This is a genomic window from Candidatus Phaeomarinobacter ectocarpi (assembly GCF_000689395.1).
GTDB classification, from domain to species: domain Bacteria; phylum Pseudomonadota; class Alphaproteobacteria; order CGMCC-115125; family CGMCC-115125; genus Pyruvatibacter; species Pyruvatibacter ectocarpi.
Genome location: NZ_HG966617.1, coordinates 587537 through 603790, shown reverse-complemented (window position 1 = coordinate 603790; position 16254 = coordinate 587537). Strand labels below are relative to the sequence as shown.

Sequence of the window (16254 nt, the reverse complement as noted above, 5' to 3'; positions counted from 1 at the left end):
ATGGCGGTGTCCGGGCACGGTCTTGCGATAGGTCAAGCAGACGCGACGTTTTGGAAGGGCTGGCCCGGTCCTGCCCTAGTCGCGGCGGGCCGCAAAAAAGGTCCGCAGAAGCGCGCGGGACGGACCGCTTTCGATGTCGCCATAGACTTCGGGTGCGTGGTGGCAGGTGGACCGGGAAAACACCCGCGCCCCATGTTCGACACCGCCGCTCTTGGGGTCATCTGCCCCGAAATACAGCCGCCGGATACGCGCAAACGAGATCGCCCCGGCGCACATGGGGCAGGGCTCCAGGGTTACATAGAGATCACAGCCGATCAGCCGTTCGGTGCCCAGGGCCATACAGGCCGCGCGAATGGCGAGCATTTCCGCGTGCGCTGTCGGGTCCTTGTCCTCCAGCGTCCGGTTGCCCGCCCGCCCCACAATCTCTCCTGACGGTGACACCACGACGGCCCCCACCGGCACTTCGCCACGGGCGGCGGCGGCCTTTGCTTCTTCCAGAGCAATCTGCATGGGGCGTGTCATGGCGGGACCGTGCCTTTTGCAGCCCTGCCCGGTCAAGATGCTCTCCCCTCAACTGGCTCGCAGGGCCGCCTCGCATCTGCTACAGACCATCCCCATGAGTGACACTTCTTCCAAGAACCATCTTGAATTTCCGACCGGCGGCGAGCGGATTGCCAAATATCTGGCCCGCGCGGGCGTGTGTTCGCGCCGCGATGCTGAAAAGCTGATCGAGGAAGGCCGCGTGGAGGTGGATGGCATCCGCCTCACCACCCCCGCCTTCAAGGTCGCCAGCGGCAATGTCATTCGGGTGAATGGCGCGGAAGTGCAAAAGCCCGAGGCGACGCGCGTCTGGCGTTACCACAAGCCGCAGGGCCTGGTGACCACCGCCAAGGATCCTGAAGGCCGCCCGACGGTGTTTGAAAAGCTGCCGTCGGATTTGCCGCGGGTCATTTCCGTGGGCCGCCTGGATATTGCGTCCGAAGGCCTGTTGCTGCTGACCAATGACGGCGAACTGGCGCGGCAGCTTGAACTACCCGCCACCGGCTGGCTGCGCCGCTACCGTGTGCGGGTGCGCGGCAAGGTCCATGACGGTATCATTTCAAAGCTGCGCTCCGGCATTGAAGTCGACGGCATCAAATATGGCGAGATCAACGTCACCCGTGACGAGCAATCCTCCGGCGGCGCCAATCAGTGGCTCACCATTGGTCTACGCGAAGGCAAGAACCGCGAAATCCGCCGCGTGCTGGCGGCGGTCGATGTGGAAGTCAGCCGGTTGATCCGTCTGTCCTATGGCCCGTTTGAGCTGGCGGACCTCCCTGCAGGTCTGGTGCAGGAAGTCCCCGAACGCGTCCTCAAGGACCAGATGGGCCGGGGTCCCAAGACCGAAATGGCGGAAGACGGCAGCGTCAAACGTGCACCGCGCGCGCCAAAGCCCGGTGGATGGGCCAAGGCAAAGCCAAAGGACAAGCTCAAAGACAAGGCGAGAGACAAAACAAAGGACAAGGCCGGGCACAAAGGCCGCGGCAAGTTCAAGGACCGCGCGTCGGAGCGTACTGCCGGCAAGACCATAGAGCGCGCGGGTGGCAAGTCGTTTTCCGGCAAGCCGGGGGGCAGACCAGCCGCAGCCAAGGGCAGTTCCGGCAAGGCTGGGCCGCGCCTATCCGGTGGAAAACCATCAGGCGGAAATCCCTCCCGTGGGGGCCCTGCACGTCCGAAAACTTCAGGAAAGCCAAATGCGAATCGTCGGCGGAACCCATAAGGGCCGCCCGCTGAAGGCTCCCAAGGATGACCGCGTGCGCCCGACATCGGACCGCACCCGCGAAGCGATCTTCAATGTGCTGGCCCATGGCGACTTTGAGGGCTGGTCGCTCGACGGCGCGCGGGTGCTGGACCTGTTTGCCGGCACCGGGGCGCTGGGCCTTGAGGCCCTGTCGCGTGGCGCATCCTTTGCGCTGTTTGTGGATGACCACCCGCAAAGCCGGGGCCTGATCCGCGAGAATGCCGACACTTTGGGCGAGACAGGCCGCATCAAGCTGTATCGCCGCGACGCCACGAAGCTGGGGGCCCGCGAAGGTTCCGCTGGTCCGCCCTTCTCGCTTGCGTTCTGCGATCCGCCCTATGGCAAAGGCCTCGGCGGGCCTGCGCTCTCAGCGGCACTCTCCGGCGGCTGGCTCGATGACACCGCCCTGTGCGTCCTTGAAGAAGCATCCTCCGCAGACGTTCCGTGTCCGGATGGGTTTGAAGAACTCAGCCGCCGGGAATATGGCGACACGCAAGTCATTCTTCTGACGCCAAAGCCGTAAACCCCGTTGCCACCAGCGTGCGCCACCGGCGCTGCCTATGGCCATAAAAGAGGCGGGCGAACAGCCAGACGAAGGGCGTCAGCACACCTGCTTCGACGTCGAGGCGGTCGGTGTAGCGGGTGCGGCCGTTTCCAAGATCCTCGAGGAATATCCAGTGATCCCATTTGCGGATGAGGGTGCCCGAGCCGTTGTCGCGGAGCACCGCCTTCCCATCGGCGATCGAACTGCCTTCCGGATACTCGATCCCTACCCACTGGCCGCCGAGCGGCAGGACGCCGAAGCTCCACATGCCAACCCGGTAGCGCCCCTCCACCCATCGGGGCGGCGGTGTGCGGGGCGCGCGATAGGTAAACCGGATCAGGGGCCAGGCAATGTGCTGCAGCAGGTCTGGCCGGTGGACCTGCGTCCACACGGTGTCTATCGGGCAATCAAGCTGGGTGGTGAGCGTCATACGCATGGCGGCGCCTGTCATGTCTCCTGAAAGTTTTATGCCCGTCACCTGATCAGGTGCCGGTAATTCTTCAAGACGTCATGTCGCTGTAGCTATTGCACAAGGTCAGACGGGTGTTGTTTGGCGGCAACATACGCGTTGGCGATCTGGATGCTAGCGCCGCCCAAACAGCTTTTCGATGTCGGGCAGGCTGAGCGTGACATAGGTCGGGCGCCCGTGATTGCACTGGCCTGAGTGAGGGGTTACCTCCATCTCGCGCAGCAGGGCATTCATTTCAACGGCGGTCAGTCGGCGGCCTGCGCGGACCGAGCCGTGGCAGGCCATGGTGCCGGAGACTTCATCCAGCTTCTCTTTCAGGGACAGGGCCTGCCCCAGATCAGAGACTTCATCGGCCAGGTCCTTCACGAGGCCCTGAATGTCCGTGTCGCCCAGCATGGCTGGCGTTTCGCGGACGATGATTGTGCCGTCGCCAAATGGTTCGATCACCAGTCCCAGTTCGGCGAGTTCGTCGGAGCGGTCTGCCAGTGCCGCGGCCTCGTCTGCGCCCAGCTCGACCACTTCGGGCACCAGCAGGGCCTGACGCCTGATGCCGGTGTCGGCCAGTGCCTTTTTCATGCGCTCGTGCACCAGCCGCTCATGGGCGGCGTGCTGATCCACCAGCACCAGACCGTTGTGGGTTTCGGCCACGATGTAAGTGAGGTGCAGCTGGCCGCGTGCCGCACCCAACGGCCGGTCCATCAGATCATCGGCTGACGTTTCCTCCACGCGCGCGGCTGGCTGGTCAAAGCCTGCCAGGTCCTGGGGGAGGTTTTGGGGCTGCAGGGGTGACGTTTCCTCCATGCCGGGCACAGGTACCTGGACATCGGCCCCATCTGTCGGGGCAAACCCGCGCGCAGCCAGTTCCATCAGGTGGCGCTGGGGAGGTGGTTGCTGGCCCGCATGGGCACCGGGCTGGAACGAAGACAGCGCTGCGCCCGCAACCGTTGTCGAGGCACGATGGCCTGCTGCATCCAGCGCCATGCGCAGGCTTTTGACGATGAGGGCGCGGATCAGGCCCGGATCGCGGAAGCGCACCTCTGCCTTGGCCGGATGCACATTCACGTCCACTTCGGCTGGGTCAATCTCGACAAACAGCGCCAGCACCGGGTGGCGGTCGCGGGCGAGAAAATCTGCATAGGCTCCGCGGACGGCACCGATCAGCAGCTTGTCGCGGACGGGCCGTCCATTGACGAACAGATATTGCGCCTGGGCATTGCCGCGATTGAAGGTGGGAAGGCCCGCAAAGCCTGCAATGCGAACGCCTTCACGCTCGATCTCCACCGGCATCACGTTGTCCTGGAAGTCGCGCCCCAGAATGCGCGACAGGCGGGACAGCTGCGCGTCATCATCAAGAGCATCAGTCTCCGCATCCATACGCAACGACGTGCGCCCCTCATGGGTGAGCGAAAAGCCGACGCGGGGATTGGCCATGGCGATGCGACGCATGACATCGCCCACCGCCTGTGCTTCCGCCCGATCTGACTTAAGGAACTTGAGGCGGGCGGGCGTCGCATAAAATAGATCGCGCACCTCAATACGGGTGCCCGGCGCTGCCGAGGATGGCTTGGGTCCGGAGACCTTGCCGCCTTCAACCTTCAGGGCGTGACCTTCATCGCCTGCCGGGCGCGAGACGATGCCCAGCCGCGCCACAGCCCCAATGGATGGCAGTGCTTCGCCACGGAACCCAAGGCTCTGGATGTGGACGAGGTCTTCCGTTCCCGTATCACTGACAGCCAGCTTTGAGGTCGCGTGGCGTTCGACGGCGAGCGACAGATCATCTGCGGTCATGCCGCAGCCATCGTCATCAACCGCGATGAGGGTTTTGCCGCCCGCTGATATCGCCACTTCAATGCGCGACGCGCCCGCATCGATGGCGTTTTCCACCAGCTCCTTCACGGCACTGGCCGGCCGCTCGACGACTTCACCCGCCGCGATCCGATTGACCGTGCCTTCGCTCAGCCTGCGGATATGCGGGCGTGAATGCTCAGAACTGGCAGCGGCATCAGACATGCGGACCTACATCTCTCCCAGATATTGGCGGGCGAGGATCTTGCCTTCTTCGACGGCGGGCTGATCGAAGGGGTCCACGCCCATCAGGTGGGCGGCAATGATCGTCTCCAGCATGAAATGCATGAGCAACGCACCCATGGCGGTTTCATCCAGCACCGGAATATCGATGGTGCGCACCGGGCGCTTGTTGGCCTTGAGCGTGGCCACAGTGGCGCGGTACTCCGCGTCCATGAGATCGCCCATGGTCTTGCCGTTGAGGTAGTCCAGGGCCGGGTCATCTGTTGTCACGCGCGGGCCTGCGCCTGCGGACCCGACAGACATGATGGTGTAGGCCTTGTCCGCGGGCCCTGCGAGATAGAGCTGCAGCTGACTGTGCTGGTCCACCGGTCCGATGCCGGTGGCGGGGACCGTGCCGCGTCCGTCCTTGCCCAGGCTCTCCGCCCATAGCTGGCGATACCACTGGCCAAATCTTTCCAGTCGGTCGGAATAGGCCATGATGACACTGGCGGCCGCGCCTGCCTCCTGCGCGAGCCCGACCTGCATGACGGCCCCTGCGGCGGGGGCAACGTCCGCAGGCTCTGCACCTGCTATCACCGGCGCCAATACGCGATCAGCGCCTTCGCGCACGGCCACAACGTCCAGCCCCATGAGCATGGCCGGCACGAGACCCACATTGGTGAGAATGGAAAAACGTCCGCCGACGCGTGGATCATGATCAATCACCGGAGCGCCAATGCTGGTTGCAAAGCGGCGAACGGGGTTGTCGGAAGGCTCCGTGATCGCGGCAAAATGCTGGGCGAGATGGTCGCCACCGCCGGAAGCCTCCAGCGCCGCCTTGGCCGCATAGGCCTGCATCAAGGGCTCCGCGGTGCCGCCTGATTTGGAGACGACCAGAAAGCGTGTCGTGCGCAGGTCAAGTGACTGCAGGGCGCGCTCAAAGGTGTGCGGGTCAAGATTTTCGAAAAAGTGGACGCGCGGCTCGCTTTGGCTTTGGGCTGGCGTGGCATCATAGGCAAGCTGCGCCACCGCCTTGGCGCCAAGGCTCGAGCCGCCGATCCCCAGCACCACGATGTCGGTGGCGTCCTTTTTCAGGTGCGCCGCAATGCGCTCCATCTCGACAATGTCGTCACGGCGTTTTGACAGGTGCAGCAATGGCAGCGTGCTGTCTGCATGCTGACGGCGGAGCTCCTCCAGGGCGGGTTTGGTTGCTGCAAGATGCGCGTCGTATTGGGCCTGCGTCAGCCCTCCCGCACCAATTATGCCGGAGACGTCGTGGATAAAGGGCAGTGAAGGTGTGGCGGTAGAAGGCATGGCGCTAGGCTACTCCGGTACTGCGACTCGCCAAAACAGGCGCTCGCCACCGTAGCAAAGGGCAAAGGGGCCAGCTAGTTGGCCGGTGTTTCGTCCGCTGCTCCGGCCTCTGCCTCCGCTTCTGGAGACGCAGTGATGCCCTCCGGTGCCCCGACAGCGACCACGCGCATGGCGTCCGGCTTCAGCAGGCGGCTGGCGGCGCGCGAGATATCCTCAAGGGTCACTGCGTTGACCAGAGAATTGCGCCTGTCCACATAATCCAGTCCAAGCCCTTCAAACTGGATGGCTGCCAGCTGGCCTGCGATGGCGCGGCTTGAATCAAACCGCAGGGCATAGGAGCCGGTCAGGTAGGTCTTGGCGGCATCGAGTTCTTCCGCCGTGATGCCGTTTTCAGCCACATCAAGGATCTGCGCTGTGGCAACCTCAAGCGCTTCACCGGCTGTGGCATTGCTGGTGGCGAAATAGCCAAGGGTCAGGCCCCCATGGGAAAGCGGATAGAGCGACGTATAGACGGAATAGACCAACCCGCGTTCTTCGCGCACTTCCTTGAACATGCGGCTCACAAAACTGCCGCCGCCCAGCATGTAGTTCATCACGAAGGCGGGAATGAAATCCTCGTCATCGCGCTTCATGCCGTCCATGCCGAACACCACCACCGACTGCGGATTGTCGCGCTCGATGACCGTGGTGCCGGGGGTGAGCGGCGCGATGTCGCCGGGGTCCTTGCGGTCGGTTGTTTCGGGCAGGCTGCCGAACGTGCTGTCGATCAGGGGCGCAAGTTCTGCCGCCGTAATGTCGCCCACAACGGCGACCGAAATGTTGTCGCGGGCAAACGCCATGGCGGCGTAGCTGCGCATGTCGTCCACGGTGATGGCTGCGATGCTTTCAGGTGTGCCGGAGGGCGATGCAGCATAAGGGTGGCCGTCAAAGACCTCCGCAAAAAAAGCGCGATAGGCGACGGTGTCAGGGTCTTCGCGATCCTGCGCCAGACTGGCCAGAGACTGCGCACGGACGCGGGCAACATCCCCTTCGTCAAATCGCGGCTGGGTCAGCGCGAGGCGCACAAGCTCAAAGGCTTCGGGAATATTTTGCGACAGGGTGCGCATCTGGATCTTGACCGTGTCGCGGCCTGCAGAGACAGACACGGACACGTTGAGGTCCCGCAGGCGCGAGGCAAAGGCCTGGCTATCAAGGTCCCCTGCCCCTTCGGTCATCAGGCTGGTGGTCATGTCGGCCAGCCCCGACTTGCCGTCAGGGTCCAGGTGGGAGCCCGCATGAAACAGGACTTCAAGCGCCACAACGGGCACGGCGTCTTCTGAGACCAGCCACGCCTCGATGCCGCTTTCACTCCCAACCGGTTCGATTTCAAAGGCCTGCGCGGGCAGAACAAAGGCTACGAACAGGAAGGACGTTGTGAGGAGAAGCTTGCGGATCATGACTTGTCCTCCTTTTCCACTGTCTCGGCGGCAGGCTGGGGACGCTTCAGAACACCGGTCACGGATCGCTCCTTGCGCAGAAATTTACGGGCGGCTTGCGTCACCTGGTCAGGGGTCACGGCCAGTACGCGGTCCGGCCAGGTGGCGGCATGTTCCACGGTCAGGCCGGTCATCAGGGCCACGCCATAGGAGCGCGCCATGCTTTGCTGGCTGTCCTGCGCAAAAATGGCATCTGCCACAAGCGTGCGCTGGGCGCGTTCAACTTCCTCAGAGGTCACGCCGTCGGCCAGAAGCTTGTCGATTTCAGCATCAATCGCGGCTTCGGCGTCTTCCATGGCGACACCGGGCGCGGGCACCGCAAAAAAGCCGATGCTGCCATCATCAAGGGAAGACCCGATGTACCAGCCGCTGGCCCCCAGGGCGATTTTCTGATCGACGACCAGTGACTTGTAGATGCGGGCCGTGGCGCCGCCGCCGATGATTTCGCTGAGCACGTCCAGCGCTTCTGCTTCGCCCGGCTCGCCATTGGCGTAAGACGGGGCAAGGTAAGAGCGGCGCACATAGGGCTGTTCGACGCGGGCATCCTCAAGCACCACGCGGCGGGCGGCGCGTTGGGGCGGGTCCTGAGGGCGCACCCGGTCCGGCTGACCACCATTGGACGGGATCACCCCATAAAACTGCTCTGCCAGCGGACGCAGTTCGGCGGCATCAACGTCGCCTGCCACAATCAAAACGGCGTTCGCGGGGTCATACCATTTGCGATAGAAGTCCAAAGCGTCCTGATAGGTCAGGCCGCGCATCTCGTGCTCCCAGCCGATGATCGGCGTGCCATAGGGATGCGCCAGATACAGCATGGCGTTCATCTGCTCAGACAAAAGCGAACCGGGATCATTCTCGATACGCGCGGAGCGTTCTTCCAGAATGACGTCGCGCTCGGGCAGCACCAGGTCTTCGGTCAGCACCAGGCCGGTCATGCGGTCTGCTTCCAGCTCCATGACGAGCGGCAGCCGGTCACGCGCCACGCGCTGGAAGTAGCCTGTGTAGTCATAGGAGGTGAAGGCGTTTTCCTGACCGCCATTACGGGCGACGGTGGCGGAGAATTCGCCGGTCGGGAATTTTTCGGTGCCCTTGAACAGCAGGTGCTCAAGATAGTGGGCAATGCCGGACTTGCCGCGGGGCTCGTCTGCGGAGCCGACCTTGTACCAGACCATGTGGGTCACAACCGGGGCGCGGCGGTCTTCAATCACCACCACCTGCATGCCGTTGGACAGCATGAACGTCTCGGGGATCGGCTGGCCGGTTGCCTCTACAATGCGCGGTTCGGCTGGTTCCGCAGCTGGCTCTGCTGCCGCCTCCGCCTGTGGCTCGACCGCTCCCGGTGCAGGCGCCTGCGCCACGTCACTGGTTTCGGGTTCCACTGGTGCTGACGCCTGTTCCTCGCCACATGCTGCAAGCAGCGGCAGAGAGAAAAGCAAAGCAGTCGCAATGAGAGGGCGTGAGCCGGTGCGCATGGTTGAAATTCCGGTTGGGAGACGCATTAAGGGCGGCAAGTGAACGAAGTCGACCACCCGAATATGACAGAAACGAGCCCGATTGGGCCCGTTTCCTTATCTTTTTGTCATCAAGTGCTGGTGAGGACGAAAATCTCGTCACTCAATCGGGCGCTAGAAGATGCCTTCCAGAAGGCCCTGATTTTCCTTGGGCTCGATGCGCGGGGTCTCGCCTTCGGTCACCGGCTGCCCAAGTGCATCGTTCTTGCGCAGACGCTGGGCTTCGGCCTGGGCATCCACGGGGATCGGCTTGGGCGTGCGGTCCTGCCAGAAGATGATGCGGTCTGCGAAGGAGCGGTCGGCATCAATGCGGGACTGATATTCGTTCTCGATCAGGCGGCGCACTTCCGGGCTGGCGTTTTCAGCGCCGGCACTGGCGATAAGGGCCGATTCACCGGCACTGCTGCCGGGCTGACCAAGGGCCTGGGCGGATACGCCGGTGGCGCGGCCAGAGTACAACGCGGCTGCGGCAATTTCCTGCGCAGACCGGGCCTGACGGTTGGGCGCACCGGGAACCGGCGGACGCAGCGAATAGTCTGGCGGAATGGCAAGCGGTGCCTTGGTGACGATGGCGAACTCATCCGGCGGGTTCTTGCCAAGGCCCAAGGCGTCATCAAGACCACCGCCGCAGCCGGCCAGAAATGCCGATGCTGAAAGGGCAGCAACAAAGCCGAAAAGGCGGGACTTGGGAAGGCGGGACTTGGGAAGGTGGGATTTGGGACGCTCAAACATCTCGATCACTTGTCCGGTCTCACATTTGCTCCGCGGCGCCACATACAAGGCCCGAGGAAGTTAACTTTGATAAGGCAGCGGCAGCGCTAGTTGCCGTTGCGCCGTTTGGCGCGTTCCTGTTGGGCTGTCGGGCCAAAGACCGAGTCCCAGATCAGCAGTATTACACCAAACACGATGGCAATATCAGCCACGTTGAAAACGTACCAATAAAACCCGAAGGCATGGAAGCTCATAAAGTCCGCCACCGCGCCGTATATCGCCCGATCATAGGCATTGCCCACGGCCCCGCCAATCACCAGACCCACAGCAACCGCCAGCAGCCGATGCTCGATCCGCGACAGCCACACAATCAGGGCAAGGGTGACGCTGAGGGCAAAGATCACCAGAACCGCCACCGCCCAGGTGGAGTTGGCCGGGAGCAGGCCATAGCTGATGCCCGGGTTCCAGACCATGGTGAGATCGAAAAATGGCGTGATCGTGATCTTCTGCTTTGCCGGCAGATCAACCCAGTAGAGGATCGCCCATTTACTCAGCCGGTCTGACACGGCAATCGCCAGCGCCAGCAAGACGCCGTAGCGAAAATGCGCTTCGGGGTTCTTCAGCGAGGCGATGGCGTCATCAAATTGGCGTTTCAACCAGTCCATGGGGTCAGCCGGCCTCGCTCAGGGTTTCAGGACGCGCGGCAACAGCCTCCGCGCAGCGGCCACAGGTGCCGGGATGGGCAGGATCGCTGCCCACATCGGGCAACAGCTTCCAGCAGCGGGCGCATTTTTCACCTTCCGCATGCACTGGCATCACAGCCACACCGGACACGTCGTCGATGCGGAAGGCGTCAGTGGGCGCAGCGTCCCCTGCCGCCATCACCTTCAGGTCTGATGTGATGCACAGATCATCCAGCGGGATATCGCCCAGGGCTGACCGGATCGCCTCATTGTCCACATAGACATGGGGCGCGCCTTCAAGGCTCGCCCCGATGCGTTTTTCGCGGCGTTCGATTTCCAGCGCTCCGGTGACCACGCGGCGGAACTGGCGCAGGTTCTGCCAGCGGGTCGCCAGCGCTTCGTCTTTCCATGTCCCTGGCACGTCCGGGAACGTGCGCAGGTGTACTGAATCATTTTCATCAGGGAAACGCGACTGCCAGGCTTCTTCCATGGTGAAAGACAGCATAGGCGCAAGCCACGCGGTCAGGCAGGAGAACACCTGATCCATGACCGTGCGGGCGGCGCGGCGGCGCAGGCTCGTGGGCGCATCGCAATAAAGCGCATCCTTGCGGATATCGAAGTAGAACGCAGACAGCTCGGTGACGCAGAAATTGGTGAGTGCGTGATAGACGCGGGTGAAGTCGTAGGTCTCATAGCCTTCGCGCACCAGCGCATCGAGTTCAGCAAGGCGGTGCAGAACAAACAGCTCAAGGCCAAGGCCTTCGCTGTCGGCAGCCGCGCGCATGTCGTCCACGCTGACGCGTTCCGCGTCGTCAAAGCCTGCAAGGTTGCCGATCAGGAATCGCACCGTGTTGCGCAGCTTGCGATAACCGTCCGTACACGCCTTGATGATGTTGGGGCCGACCACCAGGTCGTTTTGATAGTCGGAACTTGCCACCCAGATGCGGATGATCTCCGCACCGGACTGCTGAATGACTTTGTCCGGTGCCGTGGCGTTCTTGCCGGACTTGGACATCTTCTTGCCCGTCTCGTCGAGAATGAAGCCGTGGGTTACCACCTGCTCATAGGGCGCGCGGCCGCGGGTGCCGCAGCTTTCAAGCAGGGATGACTGGAACCAGCCGCGGTGCTGGTCTGAGCCTTCAAGATAGAGGTTGGCGGGCCAGGTCTGGTCTTCGCGGCCTTCCAGCACGAATGCATGGGTCGAGCCGGAGTCAAACCAGACATCAAGAATGTCTGACACCTGCTCGTAGTCATCGGCCTTGTAATCGTTGCCGAGAAACTCCTGTGCGTCGGTATCATACCAGGCATCACAGCCACGCGCCGAAACAGCGGCGTGGATACGCGCGTTGACGGCGTCGTCACGCAGGATTTCGCCGGTGTCCTTGTGAACAAAGATCGTCAGCGGCACGCCCCAGGCGCGCTGGCGGGACACAACCCAGTCCGGCCGGGTTTCCACCATGGAGCGGATGCGGGCCTGACCGCGCTCGGGGAACCATTCCACCGCGTCAATCGCTGTCAGCGCCTTCCGGCGCAGATCATCATGGTCCATGGAGATGAACCATTGCGGCGTATTGCGGAAAATGACCGGCGCTTTCGAGCGCCATGAGTGGGGATAGGAGTGTTCCAGACGGCCAGACGCCACAAGATGTCCTGTCGCGCGCAGCGCTTCCATCACGCTCTTGTTGGCACCGCCATCCTTGCCGTTTGGCTTGAACACGGTCTCGCCGGCAAACAGCGGCACGTGATCGTAGTAGCTGCCGTCCTCCGACACGGTGTGCGGCACTTCGATGCCGTGCTGCATGCCCAGCACATAGTCATCCTGACCGTGGCCGGGAGCCACATGCACAAAGCCCGTGCCCTGCTCGTCGGTGACAAAGTCACCAGCAAGCGCCGGCACGTCATAGTCATATCCCTGGCCGCGCAGCGGATGCGCGCAGACCGTGCCTTCAATGTCCGAGCCCTTGAGATGCGTCATGATCTGCGGCTGGTCGAGGCCGGTTTCCTTCATGAAGGTTTCCAGCAGCGGCTCGGCCACCACATAGGCCTTGCGTTCGATGCCGCGGCCGGCGTCATGCCCACCTTCCACCAGCACGTAATTCATGTTTGGCGCATAGGCGATGGCGCGGTTCGCCGGGATTGTCCACGGGGTCGTGGTCCAGATGACCAGATGCGGTGTGCGCTGCTCCATGTTGGGTGCGAGCATCACATGCTTCGACTTGGTGATCGGGAAAGCCAGATAGATCGTTGGTGAGTTGTGGTCGTGATACTCGACCTCGGCTTCCGCCAGCGCCGTCTTTTCAACGGTGGACCACATCACCGGCTTGGACCCGCGATAGAGCGCGCCGGACATGGCGAACTTCAAAAACTCTTCAACGATGGAGGCTTCCGCATCGTTGGACATGGTGGTGTACGGATTATCCCAGTCCGCGAGGATGCCCAGGCGCTTGAAGCCTTCACGCTGCACATCGACCCAGTGCGCGGCGAAGTCGCGGCATTCCTGCCGGAATTCCAGCACGGGCACTTCGTCCTTGTTCTTGCCGGCGTTGCGGTATTTTTCCTCGACCTTCCACTCGATGGGCAGGCCGTGGCAGTCCCAGCCCGGCACGAAGGAGGCGTTGCGGCCCAGCATGGACTGGGAGCGGCAGACGATGTCCTTGAGGATCTTGTTAAGTGAATGCCCCATATGGATTTCGCCGTTCGCGTAGGGCGGACCATCATGATAGCTGAACACCGGCGCGTCCTTGCGCGCTTCGCGCAGGCGACCGTACAGGTCCATCTTGTTCCAGCGCTCGAGCACCTCTGGCTCACGCTTGGGCAGGCCGGCTTTCATGGGAAAGTCTGTTTCAGGCAGGAACAGTGTCGGGCGGTAGTCGGGGGTTTCGGACATTTGGGTGTTTGGACTCACATATGCGCTTTGGTGGTCTTGATAGGACCCGTCGCGCTCAAATTTCACTTGAGGGTGGCGTCGTTCTCATCCCGATCCGGCCAAAGCGCTGATGTGCGGCACACATGACGTGCGGGCACAGGCGCCTAAAGCTGAACCGGGCGGCTAATTCGCGCCGAAATACTGGTCCATATCCACTGCATAGGGTGCTTGTAGCAGCGGGAGAGTCGCCCCGTAAAGCACCCGGTAAAGCACCGCGTAAAGCACTGGGTAAAGCGCTCCGGGCCTCCCTGAAACTGCCCTGTGTCAGCCGAGGATTTTGCGGGCTGTGTCCGCATCAGCGGCAATCTGTGCCTTCAGTGCGTCCAGACCGTCAAATTTTTGTTCCGGGCGGATGAAGCCGATGAAAGACACCCGCAGATGGGCGCCATAAATGTCGCCGCTGAAATCAAACAGGTTCACCTCCAAAAGCACGTCCTTCTTGTTGAAGGTCGGGCGTTTGCCGAGATTGGCGACCCCCTTGTATGTACCCATGTGGTCGCCGTCCTCAATCTCGATCTCCACGGCATAGACACCCAGCTTCGGTGTGACGATGCCATCGAGGGCGACATTGGCGGTAGGAAAGCCGATGGTCCGGCCACGTTTGTCGCCATCCAGCACCCGGCCTTCAATGAACCAGGGGCGGCCAAGCATGTGGGCGGCGTCTTCCACCCGGCCCTCACTCAGGGCATCGCGGATGCGCGTTGAGGAATAGGCGTCACTTCCGTCGCCCGTACCGGTCTTGTCGCCTTGCGGTGAAACAACGGTCACGCCAAATCCCTCCATATCGCCCATATAGCGCAGGAGCGTGATGTCCCCTGCCCGGCCTTTGCCGAAGCAGAAATCATAGCCCACGGTCACATGAACGGCACCCAGACCCTTGACCAGCACCTCCGAGACAAAATCCGGCGCCGTCAGCGCCGCCATATTGGCGTCGAACGGCAGGGCATAGACGATTTCGACGCCCTGCTCGGCCAGCAGCGCGACCTTTGCGCGAAACGATGACAGGCGAAAAAACGGGGCATTCGGCGCAAAGAACTGGCGGGGATGGGGCTCGAACACCATAACGGCAAGCGGCACGCCCATTTCCTGTGCCCTGTCTCGGGCGGTGCCGATGACAGCCTGATGACCACGATGGACACCGTCGAAATTGCCGATGGCAACAACAGCGCCGCGGGCGATATCCGGCACGTCGGTATGGTGGCGGATGATCCGCATGGCAGCTGCCGGACGTCCTTTGTTGGTGAGGTGTAAGGCCGGGTCCACCTAGGCGGCAGACGGCATTTCGTCAAGAGGCAGGCGGAAAACTGCACGTAAAGTGGGGAAGCCGGCGACACCACACAACCCTAGATTGCTTTTGTGTGTATCAACTCGCGTCGCCGTTAACGGTTTTTCAAACCGGCATGGGTACCTTTTCGTCAAGTGCAAAGAAATTGCGCGTGACATTTGAACTATCTGAGGCAGAACGATGGCTGTGAACTTGTCCATGCCGGTACTTGTTGTTGATGACTACAAGACCATGATCCGGATTATCCGCAACCTGCTGAAGCAGCTCGGCTTCTCTGACGTGGATGAAGCCGCGGACGGCACCGAGGCGTTCGCCAAGATGAAAGAGCGCGGCTACGGCCTTGTCATTTCTGACTGGAACATGGAGCCGATGACCGGCTACCAGCTTCTGAAGGAAGTGCGCGCGGATGAAAATCTCAAGCCGACGCCGTTCATCCTGATTACGGCTGAGTCCAAAACCGAGAATGTGATTGCCGCCAAAAAGGCCGGCGTGAACAACTACATCGTGAAGCCTTTCAACGCGGCGACGCTGAAGAGCAAGATCGAAGCCGTGATCGGCGAATTCTAGGCCCAGATCGCGGGTCCAGACCTACTTCCAAGTGAGACGCGGAATGGCGTATCGGGGTGATAAATCCCGATGCGCCAAAACCGTTTGGAGCATGGCTTCATCGGGTGCATCGGCATCATCGCCAAATTCGCTGGCGTGAATGCCCGCCGTCACAAACAGCGCATCCATGCCCTGTGCCTTGGCACCGGGAATGTCAGTCGGCAGACCGTCGCCAATAAACAGCACACGCTGCCAGTCACCTTCATCGCGCTTCACATCCAGTGTTGCCAGCATCTCGCGGGCCAGGCGATAGATCGGCGGATGAGGCTTGCCGGAATACTCAGCAACCCCGCCCATTTCTTCATAGAGCTTGGCCAGTGACCCCGCGCAGGTAATGAGCCGCGGTCCGCGCTCCACCACGAGATCCGGGTTAGCGCAGATCATTGGCAGCTTGCGCTCGATCAGTCCGGTGAACAGGTCGCGATAGTCTTCAGCGGTCTCTGTTTCATCGTCCCAGGGGCCCGTGCATATGATGAAGTCGGCCTCGTCCTCAGGATCACGCGAGCGGGTGATGTCCATGCCTTCAAACAGGGAGTGGTCGCCGCGATCAGGACCCAGATGGAAACAGCGCGGCCCGTAATTGCCTTCGCGCACCATCATCCGGGTACCATCGCCGGAGGTCACAATCGCGTCCCAGCTTTCCTCGGGCACGCCGATCTGGGCCAGCTGCGCGGGGATGCCTTCCGCCGGGCGCGGGGCGTTGGACACGAGCACAACGGGTCCGTGCTCTTGGCGGAATTTCTTCAGCGCGGCGCAGGCGGCATGATGAGGCTGCTGGCCATTGTGGATGACCCCCCAGACATCACAGAGGATCGCGTCATAGTCGGACGCGATATCGCTCAGGCTGGCAATGAGGGACGTGGCCGGTGCGGGAGATGTATCTGACATGGCGGCGGAGGTAGCGGGCTTTGCGCTCTCGCGTCAAGCGGGCACGGAACGTCCG

Annotated in this window: 14 protein-coding genes; 3 read left to right on the top strand and 11 right to left on the bottom strand. The window is 62.2% G+C overall.

The window, feature by feature from the left end; all coding sequences use genetic code 11:
• Positions 1–75: 75 nt before the first annotated feature.
• A complete protein-coding gene (locus tag BN1012_RS02880; protein ID WP_244442935.1) occupies positions 76–522 on the bottom strand; it encodes a nucleoside deaminase in 447 nt (148 codons plus the stop codon).
• Positions 523–616: 94 nt separating this feature from the next.
• Between BN1012_RS02880 and BN1012_RS02875 the strand changes: the two genes are divergently transcribed.
• Together BN1012_RS02875 and rsmD are read left to right on the top strand one after the other, a co-directional pair.
• Entirely contained in the window at positions 617–1759 is a 1143-nt protein-coding gene (locus BN1012_RS02875) for a pseudouridine synthase (protein WP_063958482.1), read from the top strand.
• The gene (rsmD, locus tag BN1012_RS02870) at positions 1734–2303 is read left to right on the top strand and encodes a 16S rRNA (guanine(966)-N(2))-methyltransferase RsmD (RefSeq protein ID WP_043948450.1); all 570 of its coding nucleotides are present in this window, start codon (positions 1734–1736) and stop codon (positions 2301–2303) included. The genes BN1012_RS02875 and rsmD overlap by 26 nt, the downstream gene beginning before the upstream one ends.
• Here the strand turns inward: rsmD and BN1012_RS02865 are convergent.
• The 9 genes from BN1012_RS02865 to BN1012_RS02825 form a co-directional block, all read right to left on the bottom strand.
• Positions 2278–2760 carry a hypothetical protein gene (locus BN1012_RS02865; protein WP_043950564.1) on the bottom strand — a complete coding sequence of 161 codons (483 nt, stop codon included), beginning with the start codon at positions 2758–2760 and terminating at the stop codon, positions 2278–2280. The two genes, rsmD and BN1012_RS02865, sit on opposite strands and share 26 nt — an antisense overlap.
• 147 nt (positions 2761–2907) lie before the next feature.
• Positions 2908–4803 carry a DNA mismatch repair endonuclease MutL gene (gene mutL / locus BN1012_RS02860; RefSeq protein ID WP_043948449.1) on the bottom strand — a complete coding sequence of 632 codons (1896 nt, stop codon included), beginning with the start codon at positions 4801–4803 and terminating at the stop codon, positions 2908–2910.
• A gap of 6 nt (positions 4804–4809) precedes the next feature.
• Entirely contained in the window at positions 4810–6114 is a 1305-nt protein-coding gene (locus tag BN1012_RS02855) for a hypothetical protein (RefSeq protein ID WP_043948448.1), read from the bottom strand.
• A 74-nt stretch (positions 6115–6188) separates the two neighbouring features.
• A complete protein-coding gene (locus BN1012_RS02850; RefSeq protein ID WP_043948447.1) occupies positions 6189–7550 on the bottom strand; it encodes a M16 family metallopeptidase in 1362 nt (453 codons plus the stop codon).
• Entirely contained in the window at positions 7547–9061 is a 1515-nt protein-coding gene (locus BN1012_RS02845) for a M16 family metallopeptidase (RefSeq protein WP_081826166.1), read from the bottom strand. The genes BN1012_RS02850 and BN1012_RS02845 overlap by 4 nt, the downstream gene beginning before the upstream one ends.
• A 153-nt stretch (positions 9062–9214) precedes the next feature.
• A complete protein-coding gene (locus tag BN1012_RS02840; RefSeq protein WP_244442970.1) occupies positions 9215–9832 on the bottom strand; it encodes a DUF3035 domain-containing protein in 618 nt (205 codons plus the stop codon).
• Positions 9833–9918: 86 nt separating this feature from the next.
• Complete coding sequence (gene lspA, locus BN1012_RS02835; protein ID WP_081826165.1) at positions 9919–10476, bottom strand: signal peptidase II; 558 nt, start codon at positions 10474–10476, stop codon at positions 9919–9921.
• Between the two features lie 4 nt (positions 10477–10480).
• Positions 10481–13381, bottom strand: a complete 2901-nt coding sequence (gene ileS, locus BN1012_RS02830) for an isoleucine--tRNA ligase (protein WP_043948446.1) — start codon at positions 13379–13381, stop codon at positions 10481–10483.
• Between the two features lie 303 nt (positions 13382–13684).
• On the bottom strand, positions 13685–14635 hold the full coding sequence (locus BN1012_RS02825; protein WP_043948445.1) for a bifunctional riboflavin kinase/FAD synthetase: 951 nt from the start codon (positions 14633–14635) through the stop codon (positions 13685–13687).
• A 250-nt stretch (positions 14636–14885) separates the two neighbouring features.
• Between BN1012_RS02825 and BN1012_RS02820 the strand changes: the two genes are divergently transcribed.
• Complete coding sequence (locus BN1012_RS02820; RefSeq protein WP_043948444.1) at positions 14886–15272, top strand: response regulator; 387 nt, start codon at positions 14886–14888, stop codon at positions 15270–15272.
• A gap of 21 nt (positions 15273–15293) precedes the next feature.
• Here BN1012_RS02820 and BN1012_RS02815 read toward each other — a convergent pair whose 3' ends face one another.
• A complete protein-coding gene (locus BN1012_RS02815; protein WP_043948443.1) occupies positions 15294–16199 on the bottom strand; it encodes a TIGR01459 family HAD-type hydrolase in 906 nt (301 codons plus the stop codon).
• Between the last annotated feature and the right edge of the window lie 55 nt (positions 16200–16254).

What these genes read in the sequence shown, in the direction of transcription:
- BN1012_RS02880 (WP_244442935.1), bottom strand. Translation starts at nt 522, where the DNA reads ATGACACGCCCCATGCAGATTGCTCTGGAAGAAGCAAAGGCCGCCGCC.
- BN1012_RS02875 (WP_063958482.1), top strand. Translation starts at nt 617, where the DNA reads ATGAGTGACACTTCTTCCAAGAACCATCTTGAATTTCCGACCGGCGGC.
- rsmD (WP_043948450.1), top strand. Translation starts at nt 1,734, where the DNA reads ATGCGAATCGTCGGCGGAACCCATAAGGGCCGCCCGCTGAAGGCTCCC.
- BN1012_RS02865 (WP_043950564.1), bottom strand. Translation starts at nt 2,760, where the DNA reads ATGCGTATGACGCTCACCACCCAGCTTGATTGCCCGATAGACACCGTG.
- mutL (WP_043948449.1), bottom strand. Translation starts at nt 4,803, where the DNA reads ATGTCTGATGCCGCTGCCAGTTCTGAGCATTCACGCCCGCATATCCGC.
- BN1012_RS02855 (WP_043948448.1), bottom strand. Translation starts at nt 6,114, where the DNA reads ATGCCTTCTACCGCCACACCTTCACTGCCCTTTATCCACGACGTCTCC.
- BN1012_RS02850 (WP_043948447.1), bottom strand. Translation starts at nt 7,550, where the DNA reads ATGATCCGCAAGCTTCTCCTCACAACGTCCTTCCTGTTCGTAGCCTTT.
- BN1012_RS02845 (WP_081826166.1), bottom strand. Translation starts at nt 9,061, where the DNA reads ATGCGCACCGGCTCACGCCCTCTCATTGCGACTGCTTTGCTTTTCTCT.
- BN1012_RS02840 (WP_244442970.1), bottom strand. Translation starts at nt 9,832, where the DNA reads ATGTTTGAGCGTCCCAAATCCCACCTTCCCAAGTCCCGCCTTCCCAAG.
- lspA (WP_081826165.1), bottom strand. Translation starts at nt 10,476, where the DNA reads ATGGACTGGTTGAAACGCCAATTTGATGACGCCATCGCCTCGCTGAAG.
- ileS (WP_043948446.1), bottom strand. Translation starts at nt 13,381, where the DNA reads ATGTCCGAAACCCCCGACTACCGCCCGACACTGTTCCTGCCTGAAACA.
- BN1012_RS02825 (WP_043948445.1), bottom strand. Translation starts at nt 14,635, where the DNA reads ATGCGGATCATCCGCCACCATACCGACGTGCCGGATATCGCCCGCGGC.
- BN1012_RS02820 (WP_043948444.1), top strand. Translation starts at nt 14,886, where the DNA reads ATGGCTGTGAACTTGTCCATGCCGGTACTTGTTGTTGATGACTACAAG.
- BN1012_RS02815 (WP_043948443.1), bottom strand. Translation starts at nt 16,199, where the DNA reads ATGTCAGATACATCTCCCGCACCGGCCACGTCCCTCATTGCCAGCCTG.